21 protein-coding genes are annotated in these 14,290 nt (G+C 66.5%); 7 read left to right on the top strand and 14 right to left on the bottom strand.

Translation table 11 applies throughout. From position 1 onward, the window contains the following. Positions 1-19: 19 nt before the first annotated feature. The 3 genes from ACTU6V_RS01115 to ACTU6V_RS01105 are packed head-to-tail and all read right to left on the bottom strand — an operon-like array spanning position 20 to position 2,372. Positions 20-475, bottom strand: coding sequence for a MaoC family dehydratase (locus tag ACTU6V_RS01115; protein WP_443469717.1), 456 nt, complete (start codon positions 473-475; stop codon positions 20-22). Then, positions 472-1,221: an SDR family oxidoreductase gene (locus ACTU6V_RS01110; RefSeq protein ID WP_443474690.1), complete on the bottom strand. Its 750-nt coding sequence runs from the start codon at positions 1,219-1,221 to the stop codon at positions 472-474. The genes ACTU6V_RS01115 and ACTU6V_RS01110 overlap by 4 nt, the downstream gene beginning before the upstream one ends. A 47-nt stretch (positions 1,222-1,268) precedes the next feature. Further along, positions 1,269-2,372 (bottom strand): alcohol dehydrogenase catalytic domain-containing protein, encoded by a 1,104-nt coding sequence (locus tag ACTU6V_RS01105; protein ID WP_443469715.1) that lies wholly within the window; start codon positions 2,370-2,372, stop codon positions 1,269-1,271. A 105-nt stretch (positions 2,373-2,477) separates the two neighbouring features. Here ACTU6V_RS01105 and ACTU6V_RS01100 point away from each other — a divergent pair, with 105 nt between their 5' ends. Beyond that, positions 2,478-2,900, top strand: coding sequence for an NUDIX hydrolase (locus tag ACTU6V_RS01100; RefSeq protein WP_443469714.1), 423 nt, complete (start codon positions 2,478-2,480; stop codon positions 2,898-2,900). A 20-nt stretch (positions 2,901-2,920) separates the two neighbouring features. Here the strand turns inward: ACTU6V_RS01100 and ACTU6V_RS01095 are convergent, their stop codons facing one another. Together ACTU6V_RS01095 and ACTU6V_RS01090 are read right to left on the bottom strand one after the other, a co-directional pair. Next, on the bottom strand, positions 2,921-3,385 hold the full coding sequence (locus ACTU6V_RS01095; protein WP_443469713.1) for an aminoacyl-tRNA deacylase: 465 nt from the start codon (positions 3,383-3,385) through the stop codon (positions 2,921-2,923). Further along, complete coding sequence (locus ACTU6V_RS01090) at positions 3,382-3,879, bottom strand: DNA helicase (protein WP_443469712.1); 498 nt, start codon at positions 3,877-3,879, stop codon at positions 3,382-3,384. Before ACTU6V_RS01090 ends, ACTU6V_RS01095 begins: the two co-directional genes overlap by 4 nt. Before the next feature lie 106 nt (positions 3,880-3,985). Here ACTU6V_RS01090 and ACTU6V_RS01085 point away from each other — a divergent pair, with 106 nt between their 5' ends. After that, entirely contained in the window at positions 3,986-4,543 is a 558-nt protein-coding gene (locus tag ACTU6V_RS01085; RefSeq protein WP_443469711.1) for a peptidylprolyl isomerase, read from the top strand. A gap of 24 nt (positions 4,544-4,567) precedes the next feature. Next, positions 4,568-5,464 carry a rhomboid family intramembrane serine protease gene (locus ACTU6V_RS01080; protein WP_443469710.1) on the top strand — a complete coding sequence of 299 codons (897 nt, stop codon included), beginning with the start codon at positions 4,568-4,570 and terminating at the stop codon, positions 5,462-5,464. Positions 5,465-5,714: 250 nt separating this feature from the next. Here the strand turns inward: ACTU6V_RS01080 and ACTU6V_RS01075 are convergent, their stop codons facing one another. Further along, the gene (locus ACTU6V_RS01075) at positions 5,715-5,954 is read right to left on the bottom strand and encodes a cell division protein CrgA (RefSeq protein ID WP_443469709.1); all 240 of its coding nucleotides are present in this window, start codon (positions 5,952-5,954) and stop codon (positions 5,715-5,717) included. Positions 5,955-6,032: 78 nt separating this feature from the next. On the opposite strand from ACTU6V_RS01075, the gene ACTU6V_RS01070 reads away from it, so the two are divergent. The 3 genes from ACTU6V_RS01070 to ACTU6V_RS01060 are packed head-to-tail and all read left to right on the top strand — an operon-like array spanning position 6,033 to position 7,622. After that, entirely contained in the window at positions 6,033-6,824 is a 792-nt protein-coding gene (locus tag ACTU6V_RS01070) for a class E sortase (RefSeq protein ID WP_443469708.1), read from the top strand. Positions 6,825-6,834: 10 nt separating this feature from the next. Further along, positions 6,835-6,990: a hypothetical protein gene (locus ACTU6V_RS01065; protein ID WP_417512146.1), complete on the top strand. Its 156-nt coding sequence runs from the start codon at positions 6,835-6,837 to the stop codon at positions 6,988-6,990. Beyond that, a complete protein-coding gene (locus ACTU6V_RS01060) occupies positions 6,987-7,622 on the top strand; it encodes an anthranilate synthase component II (protein WP_443474689.1) in 636 nt (211 codons plus the stop codon). Before ACTU6V_RS01065 ends, ACTU6V_RS01060 begins: the two co-directional genes overlap by 4 nt. A gap of 6 nt (positions 7,623-7,628) precedes the next feature. Here ACTU6V_RS01060 and ACTU6V_RS01055 read toward each other — a convergent pair whose 3' ends face one another. From ACTU6V_RS01055 to ACTU6V_RS01045, 3 genes are read right to left on the bottom strand one after another with little or no spacing between them, the layout of a single operon-like run. Then, on the bottom strand, positions 7,629-8,099 hold the full coding sequence (locus ACTU6V_RS01055; RefSeq protein WP_443469706.1) for a MogA/MoaB family molybdenum cofactor biosynthesis protein: 471 nt from the start codon (positions 8,097-8,099) through the stop codon (positions 7,629-7,631). Continuing rightward, a complete protein-coding gene (gene moaC, locus ACTU6V_RS01050) occupies positions 8,096-8,566 on the bottom strand; it encodes a cyclic pyranopterin monophosphate synthase MoaC (RefSeq protein WP_443469705.1) in 471 nt (156 codons plus the stop codon). Before moaC ends, ACTU6V_RS01055 begins: the two co-directional genes overlap by 4 nt. Before the next feature lie 42 nt (positions 8,567-8,608). Continuing rightward, complete coding sequence (locus ACTU6V_RS01045) at positions 8,609-8,857, bottom strand: MoaD/ThiS family protein (RefSeq protein ID WP_443469704.1); 249 nt, start codon at positions 8,855-8,857, stop codon at positions 8,609-8,611. Between the two features lie 64 nt (positions 8,858-8,921). On the opposite strand from ACTU6V_RS01045, the gene ACTU6V_RS01040 reads away from it, so the two are divergent. After that, positions 8,922-10,079, top strand: coding sequence for a ThiF family adenylyltransferase (locus ACTU6V_RS01040; protein WP_443474688.1), 1,158 nt, complete (start codon positions 8,922-8,924; stop codon positions 10,077-10,079). Here ACTU6V_RS01040 and moaA read toward each other — a convergent pair. The 5 genes from moaA to ACTU6V_RS01015 are packed head-to-tail and all read right to left on the bottom strand — an operon-like array spanning position 10,064 to position 14,264. Then, on the bottom strand, positions 10,064-11,158 hold the full coding sequence (gene moaA, locus ACTU6V_RS01035) for a GTP 3',8-cyclase MoaA (RefSeq protein ID WP_443469702.1): 1,095 nt from the start codon (positions 11,156-11,158) through the stop codon (positions 10,064-10,066). The genes ACTU6V_RS01040 and moaA overlap by 16 nt on opposite strands. Before the next feature lie 37 nt (positions 11,159-11,195). Then, entirely contained in the window at positions 11,196-12,275 is a 1,080-nt protein-coding gene (locus tag ACTU6V_RS01030) for an ABC transporter ATP-binding protein (RefSeq protein WP_443474687.1), read from the bottom strand. Further along, positions 12,272-13,099 (bottom strand): ABC transporter permease, encoded by an 828-nt coding sequence (locus ACTU6V_RS01025; RefSeq protein ID WP_443474686.1) that lies wholly within the window; start codon positions 13,097-13,099, stop codon positions 12,272-12,274. The genes ACTU6V_RS01030 and ACTU6V_RS01025 overlap by 4 nt, the downstream gene beginning before the upstream one ends. Beyond that, positions 13,096-13,860 carry a molybdate ABC transporter substrate-binding protein gene (gene modA, locus ACTU6V_RS01020; protein ID WP_443474685.1) on the bottom strand — a complete coding sequence of 255 codons (765 nt, stop codon included), beginning with the start codon at positions 13,858-13,860 and terminating at the stop codon, positions 13,096-13,098. The genes ACTU6V_RS01025 and modA overlap by 4 nt, the downstream gene beginning before the upstream one ends. Further along, on the bottom strand, positions 13,857-14,264 hold the full coding sequence (locus ACTU6V_RS01015) for a TOBE domain-containing protein (RefSeq protein WP_443474684.1): 408 nt from the start codon (positions 14,262-14,264) through the stop codon (positions 13,857-13,859). The genes modA and ACTU6V_RS01015 overlap by 4 nt, the downstream gene beginning before the upstream one ends. Positions 14,265-14,290: the final 26 nt, after the last annotated feature.

Genomic DNA, 14,290 nt, shown 5'->3' with positions numbered 1-14,290 from the left:
GCGCCTCTTTCGCGTCTGCTTACGCGGGGATGAACAGCGCGATGGTCTCCGCGACCAGTGCCGGCCGCTCAGCGCCTTCGATCTCGACCGTGGTGCGCATGCCGATCCGCCAGCCCTGCGGTCCGCTCTCGGCTGCGGTGATCTCGGTGGAGGCGCGAACCCGAGACCCCGCCGTCACCGGCTGCAGAAAACGCACCTTGTCCATGCCGTAGTTCACGACCATTGACGCGCCATCGACCTGCAGAAGCCCATCGGTGAGGCGAGGAAGCAGCGAAAGGGTGAGGTAGCCGTGTGCGATCGTCGCACCGAACGGGCCGGATGCTGCGCGCTGCGCATCCAGATGAATCCACTGCCAGTCCTCGGTGGCATCCGCGAATGCCTGGATGCGCGCCTGATCGATGGTGAACCATTCTCCGGTGGCACTCTGACCGATCGCTTCGGTAAGAGCAGCCGGTGTCGCGGCGACGATGCTCATGAGGTCGGCCCTCCTGCGACGTAGAGCACCTGACCCGAGACGAAACCAGCCTCCTCAGAGCAGAAGAACGAGGCCGCGGCAGCGATGTCCTCGGGGTGACCCGCGCGTCCCACAGCGACCTCTTTCGCCATGTGCTCGATGAAGTCGTCGAACTCCACCCCGAGACGGTCGGCGGTGGACCTGGTCATATCGGTGACGATGAATCCCGGGGCGATCGCATTGGCGGTCACGCCGTAGCGGCCGAGTTCGAACGCGAGCGTCTTCGTGAAGCCCTGCATGCCCGCTTTTGCGGCGGCATAGTTCGCCTGGCCTCGGTTGCCGAGCGCAGACGTGCTGGAGAGGTTCACGACGCGACCCCAACCGGCATCGACCTGGTGCTTCTGCACGGCGCGACTCATCAGGAAGGCGCCGCGAAGGTGCACGGAGATCACGCTGTCCCAGTCGTTCTCGGTCATCCTGAACAGCAGGTTGTCGCGGATGATTCCGGCATTGTTCACCAGAATCGTCGGTGCGCCGAGCTCGTCTGCGATGCGATCGACGGCTGCGGCGACCGCGTCAGCATCAGCAACGTCTGCGCCGACGGCGATTGCGCGCCCCCCGGCAGCTGTGACGGTCTTGACCGTCGCAGCGCAGGTTGCTTCATCCAGGTCGAGAACGGCAACGGCGTTGCCGTCGGCAGCGAGACGAATGGCAGTGGCGGCGCCGATGCCGCGGGCGGCTCCGGTCACGATGGCGGTTCGAGTCATCGAGGGTCCTTTCGGTGGGGTCGGTTCGGTGGTGGTCGGTTCGGGGGTCAGAGGATGAGCAGCTGACGCAGCTCGGTGCCCGAGGCGAGGCGGTCCATGCCCTCGGGGAGATCGTCGAGCTGGATGTGCGAGGAGACGAGTCGCTCCAGCGGAAGCCGGCCTGCGCGCCAGAGTTCGACGTAGCGTGGGATGTCGCGCTCAGGAACGGCCGAGCCGAGATAGCTGCCGATGATCGTGCGCGCCTGAGCGGTCAGCAGGAGCGGAGAGACAGTCGCCGTGGCATCCGGTGCCGGCAGCCCGACGGTCACGGTCGTGCCGCCGGGGGCAGTGAGCGCCAGCGCCGTCTCGAACGCCCGAGCGGAGCCGGCGGCTTCGATCACGACGGGGGCAAGCAATCCGGCCGCGGCAGCGTCGGCAGGTTCGAACGCGGCGGCAGCGCCGAGTTCGCGGGCGAGAGCGACCTTGGCCGGCACAGCATCCACACCGATCACCTCATGGCCGAGCGCGATGGCGACCAGCAGAGCCGCCATGCCGACACCGCCGAGCCCCACGACGATCACTCGGTCGTTCGGTGCGGGACGGGCAGCATTGACGACTGCTCCCCCGCCGGTCAGCACGGCGCAGCCGAGCAGCGCGGCGATCGATGCCGGCACATCAGGGGCGACGGCGACGACCGAGCTGCGGCTCACGACGGCATGCGTGGCGAAGGCGCTGACGCCGAGGTGGTGATGCACGCTTTCGCCGCTCGGCCGACGCAAGCGGATCCCGCCGCTCAAGAGAGTGCCGGCATTGTTCGCGGCAGAGCCGGGGATGCACGGGAGCCGCCCGTCGGTCTGACAGTTCTCGCAGGTACCGCACCGCGGAAGAAATGTCATCACGACGCGCGTGCCGACGGCGATATCTGAGCCGCCGGGGCCGATCTCTTCGACGATGCCAGCGGCTTCGTGCCCCAGAAGCATGGGCAGTGGGCGTGGCCGATTGCCGTCGACGACGCTGAGGTCGGAGTGGCAGATGCCCGCCGTCTCGATGCGCACGAGCAGTTCCCCGTGCGATGGTAGATCGAGTTCGATCTCGCCGATCGTGAACGGGCGAGACTTGGCAAATGGGGACGGGGTGCCGGAAGTCTCCAGCACGGCTCCACGGATCAGCATCCGACCTCCCTGTGGTCATGCGGCAGTGCACGACATCTTCATCATACCGACCGCGCGGTATGTAATCTAGTCAGGAGTTCCGCGACCTGCCAGTAGTGTGAGGGCATGGATCTGCGTGTCGCTGCGTACGCAGTCATCACCGATGATGACGGCCGCGTCCTGCTTGCGCGCTGGACCGGCGGCCGTCGTGTCGCGTGGACGATGCCCGGCGGTGGCCTCGAGCCAGGCGAAGACCCCGAAGACGCCGTGCGCCGAGAGGTTCGCGAAGAGACCGGCTACTCTGCGCGGGTGCTCGAGCTGCTCGGCGTCCACTCGCGGGTGATCCCCGCCACCCGTCGGTCGCCGGCATCGGATGCTCCGCTGCACACCCTGCGCATCGTCTATCGCGCAGCGATCACCGGTGGCAGGCTCCGCTTCGAGGAGAATGGCTCGACCGACATGGCGGGGTGGTTCATCGTGCCCGAGCTGGCCAGCCTGCAACGAGTCAAGCTCGTCGACATCGCGCTGCGAATGGCCGGGATTCTCTGACTACTCGGGAGCCGAAATGACTACTCCGGAACCGAGATGTCAGCGACGGTCGCCCCATACGCCACGATGAGCGCGTCGGCATCCACGAACAGACTGTATCCGTGTGCTCCGGCCCCCATCGCGATGCGCTGGCCGACGATCGACTCGTCGGCGTAGATCGGCCAGTCGGTCGAGCTGCCGATCGGAACGATCGTGCCGCGCTCAAAACCGGTTGCGGCCAGGGCGAGTTCCGGCTCGGGAAGGCGCAGCTTGTTCGCTCCGACGAGTGCGCGCAGCTTCGGCCACGAGATCGAGCGACCGCCAGGGATCAGCGCGAACAGGTAGGTGTCATCGCGGCGCTTGACCACAAGGGTCTTCACGATGCCGGATGCCGAGATGCCGAGAAGCCCGGCAGCCTCATGGAGGCTACCGGCTTCAGGCCGCTCGCGGATCTCGATGTCGAGGCCACGGGTGGCCGCGGCATCTCGAACGCGGTCGAGGCTCACGCGTCAGGTGCAGAAAGCGGGTCGTCTGCGACCCAGAGCTCGTCATCTGCGCGCAGTGCCTGCCACGCTGCGTAGAGAACGCCGGCGGCTGCCGCTGCGCCGAGCACGATCGCGATGATCGATCCGAGGCCCGGGCCCTGCTTCTTCTTGATGATGCGACCATTGGTGACGGTCAGTCCCTGGCGCTTGGCGTTCGCGACATCCCACGCAGAGAGCGCACTGCCGACGACACCGCCGACGAGCGGGACGACCTTGTCATCCACGACGTGGCGACCGATCCTGACGCCGCGATCGACAGTCGGGGCCACATTGCGCTTGTAGGCGTCCTGGACGATCGGGAAGACCTGCTCGCGGCCGACGTTGCCGAGCTGGCGACCGGCCTCACGTGCGATCCCGGCCGCGTGGCCGACGAGCTCCTGCTGGTGTTCCCAAAGCTCGGTCGCGTCGTTCTGCAGACGGCGCAGTTCCTTTTTCCGCTTGCGGGTGAGGCTCACAATGTTCTCCTGTCGATGGGGAGTACGGGTTCACTATCTTGCCAGACAAGGCTGGATGCAAGGGGAGAATCGGCCATCTCATACGAACCTCTGAAAGAATAAGTGCATGCCTCAGCACTCACACGTTGCCACCATCCACACCAACCATGGCGACATCGTCGTCAACCTCTTCGGCGACCAGGCCCCGAAGACCGTCAAGAACTTCGTCGGCCTCTCCGACGGAACCCAGGACTGGACCCACCCCGCCACGGGCAAGCCGGGTGAGGGCGCTCTCTACAAGGACGTCATCTTCCACCGCATCATCCCGAACTTCATGATCCAGGGCGGCGACCCGCTCGGTCAGGGCGTCGGCGGCCCCGGTTACAACTTCGACGACGAGATCAACATGGACCTCAACTTCAACGAGCCCTACATCCTCGCCATGGCAAACGCAGGCCTTCGCCGCAATGCCATCACGGGCAAGGCAGAGGGCACGAACGGCTCACAGTTCTTCATCACCACTGACCCGACGCCGTGGCTGCAGGGCAAGCACACGATCTTCGGTGAGGTCGCAGACGACGCGTCCAAGAAGATCGTCGACGCCATTGCCGCCGTTCCCACCGCTGCCGGTGACCGTCCGGTCGAGGACGTCGTCCTGCAGTCGGTCGACATCGTCGCGGTCTGATTCCGCACTCTCTGGCCGATCCGGATGACGTCTTCTGAATTCGCGAGCAACCGCGACAACTTCTGCTACCGCCATCCGGATCGCCAGAGCTTCGTGCTCTGCCAGCGCTGCATGCGCACGATCTGCCCCGAATGCCAGACGCAGGCTGCGGTCGGCGTCATCTGCCCGGAGTGCATGAAGCAGCAGCAGCAGAACCGCACACCCGCGCAGAAGCGCGCGCAGCGCCAGTGGGGACGCCGGTCCGCTGGCTCGCTCACCATGGCAACGCGCAGCGGCAAGCCCGTCGTCACCTACGCGCTTCTCGCCATCACCTCTTTCATCGGGCTGGTTCAGCTCATCCCGGGCCTCGGTGACCAGATCTCCAGCGCCCTCCTCTTTCATGCGGCCTATCTGTACCCGAGTCTGTCGGGGATGCCGTTCGAGCCGTGGCGTCTGCTCACGGCGATCTTCGTGCACGGCGGTTTCATCCACCTGGCGCTGAACATGCTCGCGCTGTGGATGCTCGGTCAGAATCTCGAACCGATGCTCGGCCGCGTCCGTTATCTCGCCCTCTATCTGATCAGCGGGCTCGGCGGATCTGTCATGGTCGCCCTGCTGGCCCCGAACACAGCAACTGTCGGAGCATCCGGATCGATTTTCGGCCTACTCGCAGCGCTCCTGATCATCGGCCGGCACATCGGTGCGAACGTCACCGGAATCCTCATCGTGCTCGGCGTGAACTTCGCCTTCGGCTTCTTCGTCGGCGGCATCGCCTGGCAGGCGCACCTCGGCGGGGCGATCGTGGGCGCGCTGATCGCGTTCATCTACACGCGCACCCGACGCCGCGCCCAGCGCAGGTGGCAGATCCTTCTGCTCATCGCGGTCGTTGTCGTACTGATCCTGGTGGTCGCGTTCATCCCACCGCTGATCATCACGGCTTAACTGCCCGGTCAGAAGTTGTTAACAGACTTCTCCACCCTTGTGAATAACAACCGTGTAATTCTCCCCAGGCTGTGGACAGACCTGTGGATAACTTTTCCGTCGACGCGCTGAGCGCTCGCGCTGCTCTTCGCGACTCGCGCTGCGGTTACTTCAGCCGCGCGAACAGCTTTCCGCAGCGCGACCCTCCGGAGCAGAGCACAAAGATGCCCCTCGCCGAAGCGAGGGGCATCTCGAGCAGATCAAGGGGCGTTCATCGCCACCGGGTCGTCATCAAGAAGCCGATCAGCGCGATGCCGAGGCCGATGCCGAGGTTCCACGAGCCGATGCCGGGAATCGGGAACTGCATGCCCGAGATGTAGAAGACGAGGATCCACGCGAGCCCCAGCAGCATGAAGCCGAGCATGACGGGCTTGAACCAGACGGCGTTGGGGGCGACGTCGCCCTCTGCCCGTTCGACGACGGGTTCTTCATTCTTGCGGTCACGTGCCATGTCGTCATTCTACCCATGAGAGTCCGTTCCGCCCGCTTCCTCGGGTGATGGCAAACTTCGCCGGATATGATCACGCCTATGACCGCACCCGCCTCGCTGCCGACTCGGCGCGAGCGCCGTAGGCGCACACGGCCACGAGCAACCTTCACGAGCGTCCTCGGTGAGCTGCTGCTGACTGCCGGCGTCCTCGTGCTGCTGTTCGTCTCATGGCAGATGTGGATCGGTGACATCATCATCGGCGCACAGAGCAACAGCGAGGGGCACGCTGTCTCGCAGGAGTGGGCTCAGCTTCCCGTCCCCGAGCCACCACCGGCCACGACAGAAGACGATGGCGACGTCTGGTACGAGCCGCCGGTGCTTCAGCACCCGGAGCACGGCATGAAGTTCGCCCAGATGCTGATTCCGCGCTTTGGCCCCGACTACAACGTCGCGATCGCCGGTGGCACCTCGCGTCCGGTCACCCTCGACAACGGATGGCTCGGGGTGTACGACCAGTCCGCCATGCCGGGGCAGGTCGGCAACTTCTCTGTGGCCGGCCACCGCACGACGTGGGGCGCTCCCCTGAACCGCATGGACAAGCTGCGCCTGGACGATGCCATCGTCGTCGAGACGCAGGAGGGCTGGTACACCTACCGTTTCCGCACGCTCGAGTACGTCACCCCCGACAAGGTCGATGTGTTGCTGGACGTGCCGCAGGTCCCGGGAGCGGCCACCGGCGAGCGGTATATGACGCTCACGGCATGTTCACCCCTCTACTCCCTCGCCGAGCGCATCGTCGGCTACGCCGTCTTCGAGGGCTTCCAGCCTCGTGCTGAGGGGCCGCCCGCATCGCTCGACCCCGTCGCCGAAGTCGCACCCCCGTCCATCTAGGAGCACTGACATGTACGCAGCGCTGTGGCGCATCCTTCCCGGCCCGTGGTGGCTGCGCGTGCTGATCCTGCTCGTCGCGGTCGCCGCCATCCTGTACGGGCTGTTCTTCTACGTCTTCCCATGGGTGAGCCCGATCATCACGCCGAACGAGGTCGACCTGGAATGAGCGTGCGGGTGCTCGTGGTCGACAACCATGACAGCTTCGTGCACACGCTTGCCGGGTATCTTCGCGAACTCGGCGCGCTCGTCGACATGATCGAATCGGATGCCTCAGGCACGCCCGGCTTCGCCGACCTGCTCCCCCGCTATGACGGCGTGCTGCTCTCCCCCGGCCCCGGCCGCCCGCGAGACGCCGGAGCCTGCGTAGATATCGTGGCGCTGTGCGCCGCGATGCGGATGCCGCTGCTCGGCGTCTGCCTCGGCCATCAGGCGATCGGTGCCGCCTTCGGGACCGAAGTGTCGCAGGCGCCGGAGCTCATGCACGGAATGGTCTCCGCCGTGGAGCACGACAGCTCGGTGCTGTTCGACGGCATCCCCTCTCCCGTCGACGTCGGCCGGTATCACTCGCTCGCACTCGCCGAAGCCGAGCTGCCCGCGGAGCTCGCGGTCACGGCCCGCACAGCATCCGGAACCGTCATGGCGATCGCGCACCGCGACCTTCCGATTCTCGGGGTGCAGTTCCACCCCGAGAGCGTCCTCACGGAGCACGGCTATCGGCTGCTCGCGAACTGGCTTGCGTCGATCGGCGACACTCATGCCGTCGACGCGGCGGCCGCGCTCCATCCGCTCAGCCGGTAGTTCCGGTCAGTGATCGCCGCCGGCGAGCTGATCGAGCAGGTGATCGAGCACTCCGCCGAGCACCTCGAGGCCGTCGCGCACTCCCCCGGTTGACCCGGGCAGGTTCATCACCACCGTGCGTCCTGCGATACCCGCGCGTCCACGCGAGAGCAGCGCCGTCGGCGTCTTCTCGGCGCCGCGGCGGCGCAGTTCTTCCGAGAGACCGGGGAGTTCAGCATCCATGATCGCGAGAGTGGCCTCGGGCGTGCGGTCATCCGGTGACACGCCCGTGCCTCCGGTGGTCAGCAGCACGTCGGGGCGCTCGGCCAACACCCGCAGAAGGGCGCTGGCGACGTCAGCATCCGCGACGATGATCGGCTCGGGCGTCTCGAATCCGCGCTCGAGAAGCCACTCGCGGATCACGGGGCCTGTGCGATCGGCGTAGTGCCCGTTCGCCGCGCGCGTGGAGACGACGAGCACGCGGGCGCTGCGGCTCATTCGATCGACCAGTCGCCGCTCTTGCCGCCGGACTTCGCGAGCACCTTCACGTCAGTGATCACGGCGCGGTTGTCGACGGCCTTGATCATGTCGTAGAGCGTGAGGGCGGCGATGTTGGCGGCGGTCAGCGCCTCCATCTCGACGCCTGTGACGCCATTGGTGACGGCGGTGGCGGTGATCGTGACGCGGTCGCCGGCCGGTTCGAGGTCGACGGCGAGCTTGGTCAGAGGGAGCGGATGGCACAGCGGAATCAGGGTGGACGTCTGCTTGGCGCCCATGATCCCCGCCAGCCGTGCGGTGCCGAGTGCCTCGCCCTTCGGCAGCGACCCGTCAGCAATGCGCGAGACGACCTCGGCAGTCGTGACGAGCACGGCCTGAGCGCGCGCTTCGCGCCGGGTGACCGCCTTGTCGGTGACGTCGACCATGTGCGCCGAACCGTCGGCGCGCAGGTGGGTCAGGTCAGTCATCGATTCTCCAGATCTTCACTTTCGCACTCTCGGGGTACACGCCTATCCCCCGGCGAACTGAGGCAGAACATCGATTGCGAGCCCTGCGGGCTGTGCGTGATCGCGGGTGACCAGGCCGTCGACGAGGAACGACCCCGATCGCAGCACGCGCGCCATCGGCTGCCCATAGGACTCGAGCAGGCGGTCGTGCACGTCACCCACCGTCGGGGCAGATTCGAACGCGAGCAATTCCTGCTCGCGCCCAGCCGCTTCGGCTGCTGCCGCGAAATAGCGCACTGACACGTCCGACATGTCTCGATCCTATTACCTGGCCCGACACCGCCCGACGGGAGATCGTGGTGGGTACGCTGAACGCATGATCCCGTTCGTTGATCCGGGTCCGGTGCTCGAGCCCGAACGCCTGGAACGCTACAGCCGACAGCTGATGCTGCCGGGTTTCGGTGAACAGGCGCAGCGGCGTCTGCGAGCATCCCGAGTTCTCGTCGTCGGCGCTGGCGGCCTCGGCAGCGCCGTGGTCCCTGTTCTCGCCGCTGCCGGAATCGGCACGATCGGTGTTGCGGATGACGACACCGTCGAGCTCTCCAACCTGCACCGCCAGCTCAGCCACGGTGTCGCCGACATCGGCTCGCGCAAGACGGTTTCGTTGGCAGACACCGTCCGCGCGATCGACCCCGATTGCTGCGTGATGACTCACGATCTTCGCCTCAGCGCCGCGAATTTGCCCGAGATCCTCTCGAACTACGACCTGGTGATCGACGGCAGCGACAACTTCCCCACCCGCTACCTGGTGAACGACGCGGCATCCATGGCAGAAAAACCCCTGATCTGGGGGTCAATCCTGAGGTTTCAGGGGCAGGTGGGAATCTCATGGGAAGGTCACGGACCCACTTACCGCGACCTGTTTCCCTCGCCGCCGCCACCCGAGGAGGCGCTCTCCTGTGAACTCGGCGGCGTGCTGCCGAGCCTGTGCCCGGCCGTTGGGTCCTTCCTCGCCACCGAGGCGATCAAGCTCATCACCGGAATCGGCGAACCGCTGATCGGACGCGTCCTGGTCTACGACGCCCTGAGCGCGAGCACGCGAGAGATTCGCTATGCGCGTCCCGCCGACGCGCGGCCCGTCACGGAGTTGATCGACTACGAGCTGTTCTGCGGCATGACCGCGGATGCTGATGACACCGCTGTCTCGGCCGCGGAGCTGCTCGCGCGGTTGAGGGCGGGGGAGAACCTTGCGCTCATCGATGTGCGCGAGCTCGTCGAGGTCGAAGCCCGCCGGATCCCCGGCAGCATCCATCTGCCGCTCGGAGAGGTCGAGGGCGGTCGCATGCCGGATGCCACGGGCGAACTGGTCGTGTACTGCGAACGCGATCCGCGCGCACGGCGAGCCGTTCGTGAACTCCGCGAACGGGGGATCGAGGCGCGCTATCTCGCCGGCGGCATCCGCTCATTCGTCGAGGTCGGGGGAGAAGCCATCAGCGGGGCTGTAGCGCACGTGAGCACTCAACCGCCGATGTAGCTCATCTCAATGCGGTTGCGCGCCTCGCGGAGCCCCGGTGTGAGTTCGGATCGGATCTCGGAGTAGCGGTCGTCGCGCGCGCCCCAGACGGATGCCATCGCTGAAGCGAGCTCGTCATCATCGGCCCCGCTGCGCAGCAGGACACGCAGGTCGTGACCCTCGTCGGCAAACAGGCAGGTGAAGAGCTTGCCCTCTGTCGAGATGCGGGCGCGATTGCACGTGCCGCAGAACGCGTTCGTGACAGAGGAGATCACGCCGATCTCACCGCCGCCGTCGCGGTAGCGCCAGCGCTTGGCGACCTCCCCGGTCACGACCGGGGCGATCTGCTCGAGTGGATGGACGGCGTTTATGCGCTCGATGACCTCTGCCGAGGGAACCACGTCGTCGAGCGACCAGCCGTTGGTCGTGCCGACATCCATGTACTCGATGAAGCGCAGCGTGAAGGGGGAGTCCTTGAAGTGCGAGGCCATGTCGACGATCTCACCGTCGTTCACTCCGCGCTTGACGACCATGTTGAGCTTGATCGGGCCGAGCCCGGCCGCATGTGCGGCGTCGATGCCCGCGAGAACGCGCGCGACCGGGAAGCGCACGTCGTTGATGCTCTGGAACAGCTCGTCATCGAGCGAGTCGATCGACACTGTGACGCGGGTGAGCCCCGCCGCCTTCAGCGCTGCCGCCTTGGTTGCCAGAGCAGAGCCGTTCGTCGTCAGCGCGATCTCAAGCGGCACGCCCTCTGGCGTTCGGAGGGCGGCGAGACGCTCGATGAGTTCTTCGATGCCCTTTCGAAGGAGAGGTTCGCCTCCGGTGAGGCGGATCTTGCGGACGCCGTGAGCCGCCGAGACTCGGCAGATCCGCTCGATCTCCTCGAAACTGAGCAGTTCATTCCGTTCAAGGAATGCATAATCGCGACCGAATACCGTTTTCGGCATGCAATAGACGCAACGGAAGTTGCACCGGTCTGTGACAGAGATCCGCAGGTCGCGCATCGGGCGATCGAGGCGGTCGCGAATGCCCGAGGAAGCCATCTGCTGCGCGCCAGCACGGAAGGCGCGTTCGCCGGGATCCGCAGCAGTCGACATCGCAGAAACCTCCCTCTGAGTGGAACGCTAGCACCACTCAGGGCACGAGGCGCACCGAGACGTCCGTGGGTAACAGGGCGAACGACAAACGAGCTCCTGGGCGCAGACCGACTTCAACGGCTGCGGAGGAAGAGCAGTCGACAGCGATCTCCGGGTGCTCCGTCGTCGTGATCCGGATCCCCCCGGGAATCGGCTCGAGAGTATGCACGGACCCGGTCCACCCGATCGCCGCGTCGGGGCGCGGAGCATCCGAGTTGCGCACGCGCACCGCGCCAGGAGCGAAGGCGGCCGACAACTCGTCGCCTTCACGGGCGCCCTCGACAGCGGGAAGCAGCAGTGCTGGTCCCTCGGCTGCGTCGAGCACGAGTCGGCCCTCGAAGTCGGCTCGTCCTGAGACCAGATTGACCCCGGCGAGGGCCGCGACGAACGCAGAACCAGGATGACCCAGCACGTCGCGAGTCGTGCCGTCCTGCACGACCGCACCACCCTGCAAAACAGTGGTCCGGTCGGCGAGTACGACGGCGTCGAGCACGTCATGAGTGACGAGAATCATCGGGATGCCGCGGCGATCGCGCAGTTCGGCGATCAGACGGCGTGCGTGGGCCGCGGTCTGCGCGTCGAGTCCCGCGAATGGTTCGTCGAGCAGCAGGGCCCCGGGGTTTGCCGCGAGTGCACGGGCGATCGCCGCACGCTGTTGCTGTCCGCCCGACAGCTGCGATGGGCGTCTGCTCTCGAAGCCCGCGAGTCCAACCTCTTCGAGCAGACGGCCGGCTTCAGCCCGAGCATCCGATCGCCTCATGCCCTGAGACCGCGGACCGAACGCGACGTTCTCGAGCACCGAGAGGTGCGGAAACAGTATCGATCGCTGACCGAGAAGACCAACGCGGCGGTGCTCGGGCGGCACGCGGCGTCCATCTGCGGCGTGGAGCTCGATGTCGCCCAGGCTGATCGCGCCGGTGACGTCACGGACGTGGCCAGCGATCGCGCCGAGCAGCGTTGACTTGCCCGCGCCATTCGGCCCGAGGATCGCGAGTATCTCGCCAGGCTCTGCGCGGATGGCCGCATCGAGGGCGAACCCACCGACGCGAGCGCGCACGTCGGCTGTGAGAGCGCTCATCGGAGTGCTCCCGGGCGCCAGCCGCGCATGAGCACCAGCACGGCGATTGCGACGAGGATGAGCATGAGGGACAGCGCGATCGCGGTGTCTTCGCGCACGCCCGCGCCATTGAAGGCCGTGTAGATCGCGAGCGGCATGGTGCGCGTGACACCGGGGGAGTTGCCGGCGAACAGTGCGGTGGCGCCGAACTCGCCGAGTGCTCGCGCGAAGCACAGTACGGTTCCCGCGAGGATGCCGGGGGCGGCCAGTGGCAGGGTCACACGGCGGAACACCGTCATCCGGTTCGCTCCGAGGCTTGCGGCGACGCGCTCATGGCCAGTGTCGATCGTGCGCAGAGCTCCTTCGACGGAGATCACCAGAAACGGCAGCGCCACGAACGCCTGGGCGATCACGACGGCGGTCGTCGTGAAGGGGATCCGGATGCCGACGACGTCGAGCGCGCCGCCGAGCAGGCCGTTGCGGCCGAGCAGCGAGAGCAGCGCGATGCCGCCCACCAGCGGCGGCAATACGAGGGGGAGCGTGGTGAGGGTGCGCAGAACCGCGGCAGGGCCCGCGGAGCTGCGAGCGATGAGCATCGCGAGCGGAATGCCGAGCACCACGCAGATGATCGTGGCAATGGATGCTGTCAGCAGCGACAGGCCGAGCGCCTGCTGGGCTTCGGGGGAGACGATCGCGGTGGCCATCTCTGACCAATCGAGCCGAGCGATCAGCGCGATGAACGGCAGCAGAAGCAGCACCGCGCCGATGGCTGCGGGAATGAGAAGCCAGAGCGGAAGTCCGCTGGACGTCGAACGCGCAGCTCGGAGAAGGCGCGGCTGACTCATGGTGCTCCGAACCCGAAGGCCGCGAGCACCTTCTGGCCTGTGGGGGAGAGCACGTAGTCGACGAAAGCAGCCGCGAGGGCGGGGTTCGGAGTATCCGCCAGCGAGACGATCGGATAGACGTTCACGGCAGCGTCGGCGCTCGCGATCTCGACGCCGGTCACTTCGTCGCCGGCCGCCTGGATGTCGGTGCGGTACACGAGCCCGGCATCCGCCTCTCCCGACTTGACCTTCGAGAGCACCGCGGTGACGTTCTGTTCCTCGCTCGCGGGCGTGATCGTGATCCCTGCCGCCTCGATCAGGGTCTCCGAGGCCGTGCCGCACGGAACCTCAGCAGTGCAGAGCACGATGATCAGCTCGCTGTCCGCGAGGGAGTCGAGACCCGTCACGCCGAGCGGGTTGCCTGGCGCCACGGCGATCTCGAGGGTGTTCGTGGCGAATGCCGCGGCGCCTCCGGCGAGAGCGGCGTCGGTGACCTTGGCCATGTTGCGCCCATCTGCCGAGGCGAACACATCGGCCGAGGCGCCCTCCAGGAGCTGGGTGGCGAGCACGGCGGAACCGTCGTACGTGATCGGGAGCACGTCGGTGCCGGGGTTCGCGGCTTCGAAGTCCTCGGCGAGCTGGTCGAAGGCGCCAGAGAGGGATGCTGCGGCAAAAACGGTCAGCTCGCCGTCTGGCGAATCGGACGGGGGCTCTGCTCCAGCGGAGCATCCGGTCAACGCAAGCGACAGGCCCACCATGATTGCGGCAGCCGCGCGCCTCATGCCGAGGCTTCCTTCTCGGTCTCGAGGATCACCATGGTCGCCTTCACGACGGCGACGCCTTTCGAGCCGACTTCCAACCGCAGGTCGCGCGCGGCCTCGGCCGACATCAGCGACACGATGCGGTGGGGTCCGCTCTGCAACTCGACCTGCGCCATCAGCCCGTCGATCGTGACTTTGGTGACGAGGCCGACGAAACGGTTGCGGGCGCTGCTGCGGACCTGGCCGACATCGGCGGCGTCGACGGACGTCGTCTTTGTGTGCGCGGCGAGCTCTGCGCCGTCGACTACCTGAACACCGGAGGCGTCGTGATCCAGTCCCAGGATGCCGGTCTGCACCCAGCGTCGCACGGTGTCATCGCTGACCCCGACGAGTTCTGCTGCTTCGCTAATCCGAAAGTGCGCCATAAGACGGAGTATATCGCCGCACATGC

The sequence above is a fragment of the Microbacterium zouquanmingi genome (assembly GCF_052266675.1).
Lineage (GTDB): Bacteria > Actinomycetota > Actinomycetes > Actinomycetales > Microbacteriaceae > Microbacterium.
This window is presented reverse-complemented; position numbering and strand designations above follow the sequence as displayed.

Excerpts from the sequence above, each read along its gene's own strand:
- ACTU6V_RS01080 (WP_443469710.1), top strand. The coding sequence starts at position 4,568 with ATGACGTCTTCTGAATTCGCGAGCAACCGCGACAACTTCTGCTACCGC.
- ACTU6V_RS01015 (WP_443474684.1), bottom strand. The coding sequence starts at position 14,264 with ATGGCGCACTTTCGGATTAGCGAAGCAGCAGAACTCGTCGGGGTCAGC.
- ACTU6V_RS01105 (WP_443469715.1), bottom strand. The coding sequence starts at position 2,372 with ATGCTGATCCGTGGAGCCGTGCTGGAGACTTCCGGCACCCCGTCCCCA.
- ACTU6V_RS01025 (WP_443474686.1), bottom strand. The coding sequence starts at position 13,099 with ATGAGTCAGCCGCGCCTTCTCCGAGCTGCGCGTTCGACGTCCAGCGGA.
- ACTU6V_RS01110 (WP_443474690.1), bottom strand. The coding sequence starts at position 1,221 with ATGACTCGAACCGCCATCGTGACCGGAGCCGCCCGCGGCATCGGCGCC.
- ACTU6V_RS01060 (WP_443474689.1), top strand. The coding sequence starts at position 6,987 with ATGAGCGTGCGGGTGCTCGTGGTCGACAACCATGACAGCTTCGTGCAC.
- ACTU6V_RS01040 (WP_443474688.1), top strand. The coding sequence starts at position 8,922 with ATGATCCCGTTCGTTGATCCGGGTCCGGTGCTCGAGCCCGAACGCCTG.
- ACTU6V_RS01070 (WP_443469708.1), top strand. The coding sequence starts at position 6,033 with ATGACCGCACCCGCCTCGCTGCCGACTCGGCGCGAGCGCCGTAGGCGC.
- moaA (WP_443469702.1), bottom strand. The coding sequence starts at position 11,158 with ATGTCGACTGCTGCGGATCCCGGCGAACGCGCCTTCCGTGCTGGCGCG.
- ACTU6V_RS01055 (WP_443469706.1), bottom strand. The coding sequence starts at position 8,099 with ATGAGCCGCAGCGCCCGCGTGCTCGTCGTCTCCACGCGCGCGGCGAAC.
- ACTU6V_RS01030 (WP_443474687.1), bottom strand. The coding sequence starts at position 12,275 with ATGAGCGCTCTCACAGCCGACGTGCGCGCTCGCGTCGGTGGGTTCGCC.
- ACTU6V_RS01115 (WP_443469717.1), bottom strand. The coding sequence starts at position 475 with ATGAGCATCGTCGCCGCGACACCGGCTGCTCTTACCGAAGCGATCGGT.
- ACTU6V_RS01065 (WP_417512146.1), top strand. The coding sequence starts at position 6,835 with ATGTACGCAGCGCTGTGGCGCATCCTTCCCGGCCCGTGGTGGCTGCGC.
- moaC (WP_443469705.1), bottom strand. The coding sequence starts at position 8,566 with ATGACTGACCTGACCCACCTGCGCGCCGACGGTTCGGCGCACATGGTC.
- ACTU6V_RS01085 (WP_443469711.1), top strand. The coding sequence starts at position 3,986 with ATGCCTCAGCACTCACACGTTGCCACCATCCACACCAACCATGGCGAC.
- ACTU6V_RS01045 (WP_443469704.1), bottom strand. The coding sequence starts at position 8,857 with ATGTCGGACGTGTCAGTGCGCTATTTCGCGGCAGCAGCCGAAGCGGCT.
- ACTU6V_RS01100 (WP_443469714.1), top strand. The coding sequence starts at position 2,478 with ATGGATCTGCGTGTCGCTGCGTACGCAGTCATCACCGATGATGACGGC.
- ACTU6V_RS01075 (WP_443469709.1), bottom strand. The coding sequence starts at position 5,954 with ATGGCACGTGACCGCAAGAATGAAGAACCCGTCGTCGAACGGGCAGAG.
- modA (WP_443474685.1), bottom strand. The coding sequence starts at position 13,860 with ATGAGGCGCGCGGCTGCCGCAATCATGGTGGGCCTGTCGCTTGCGTTG.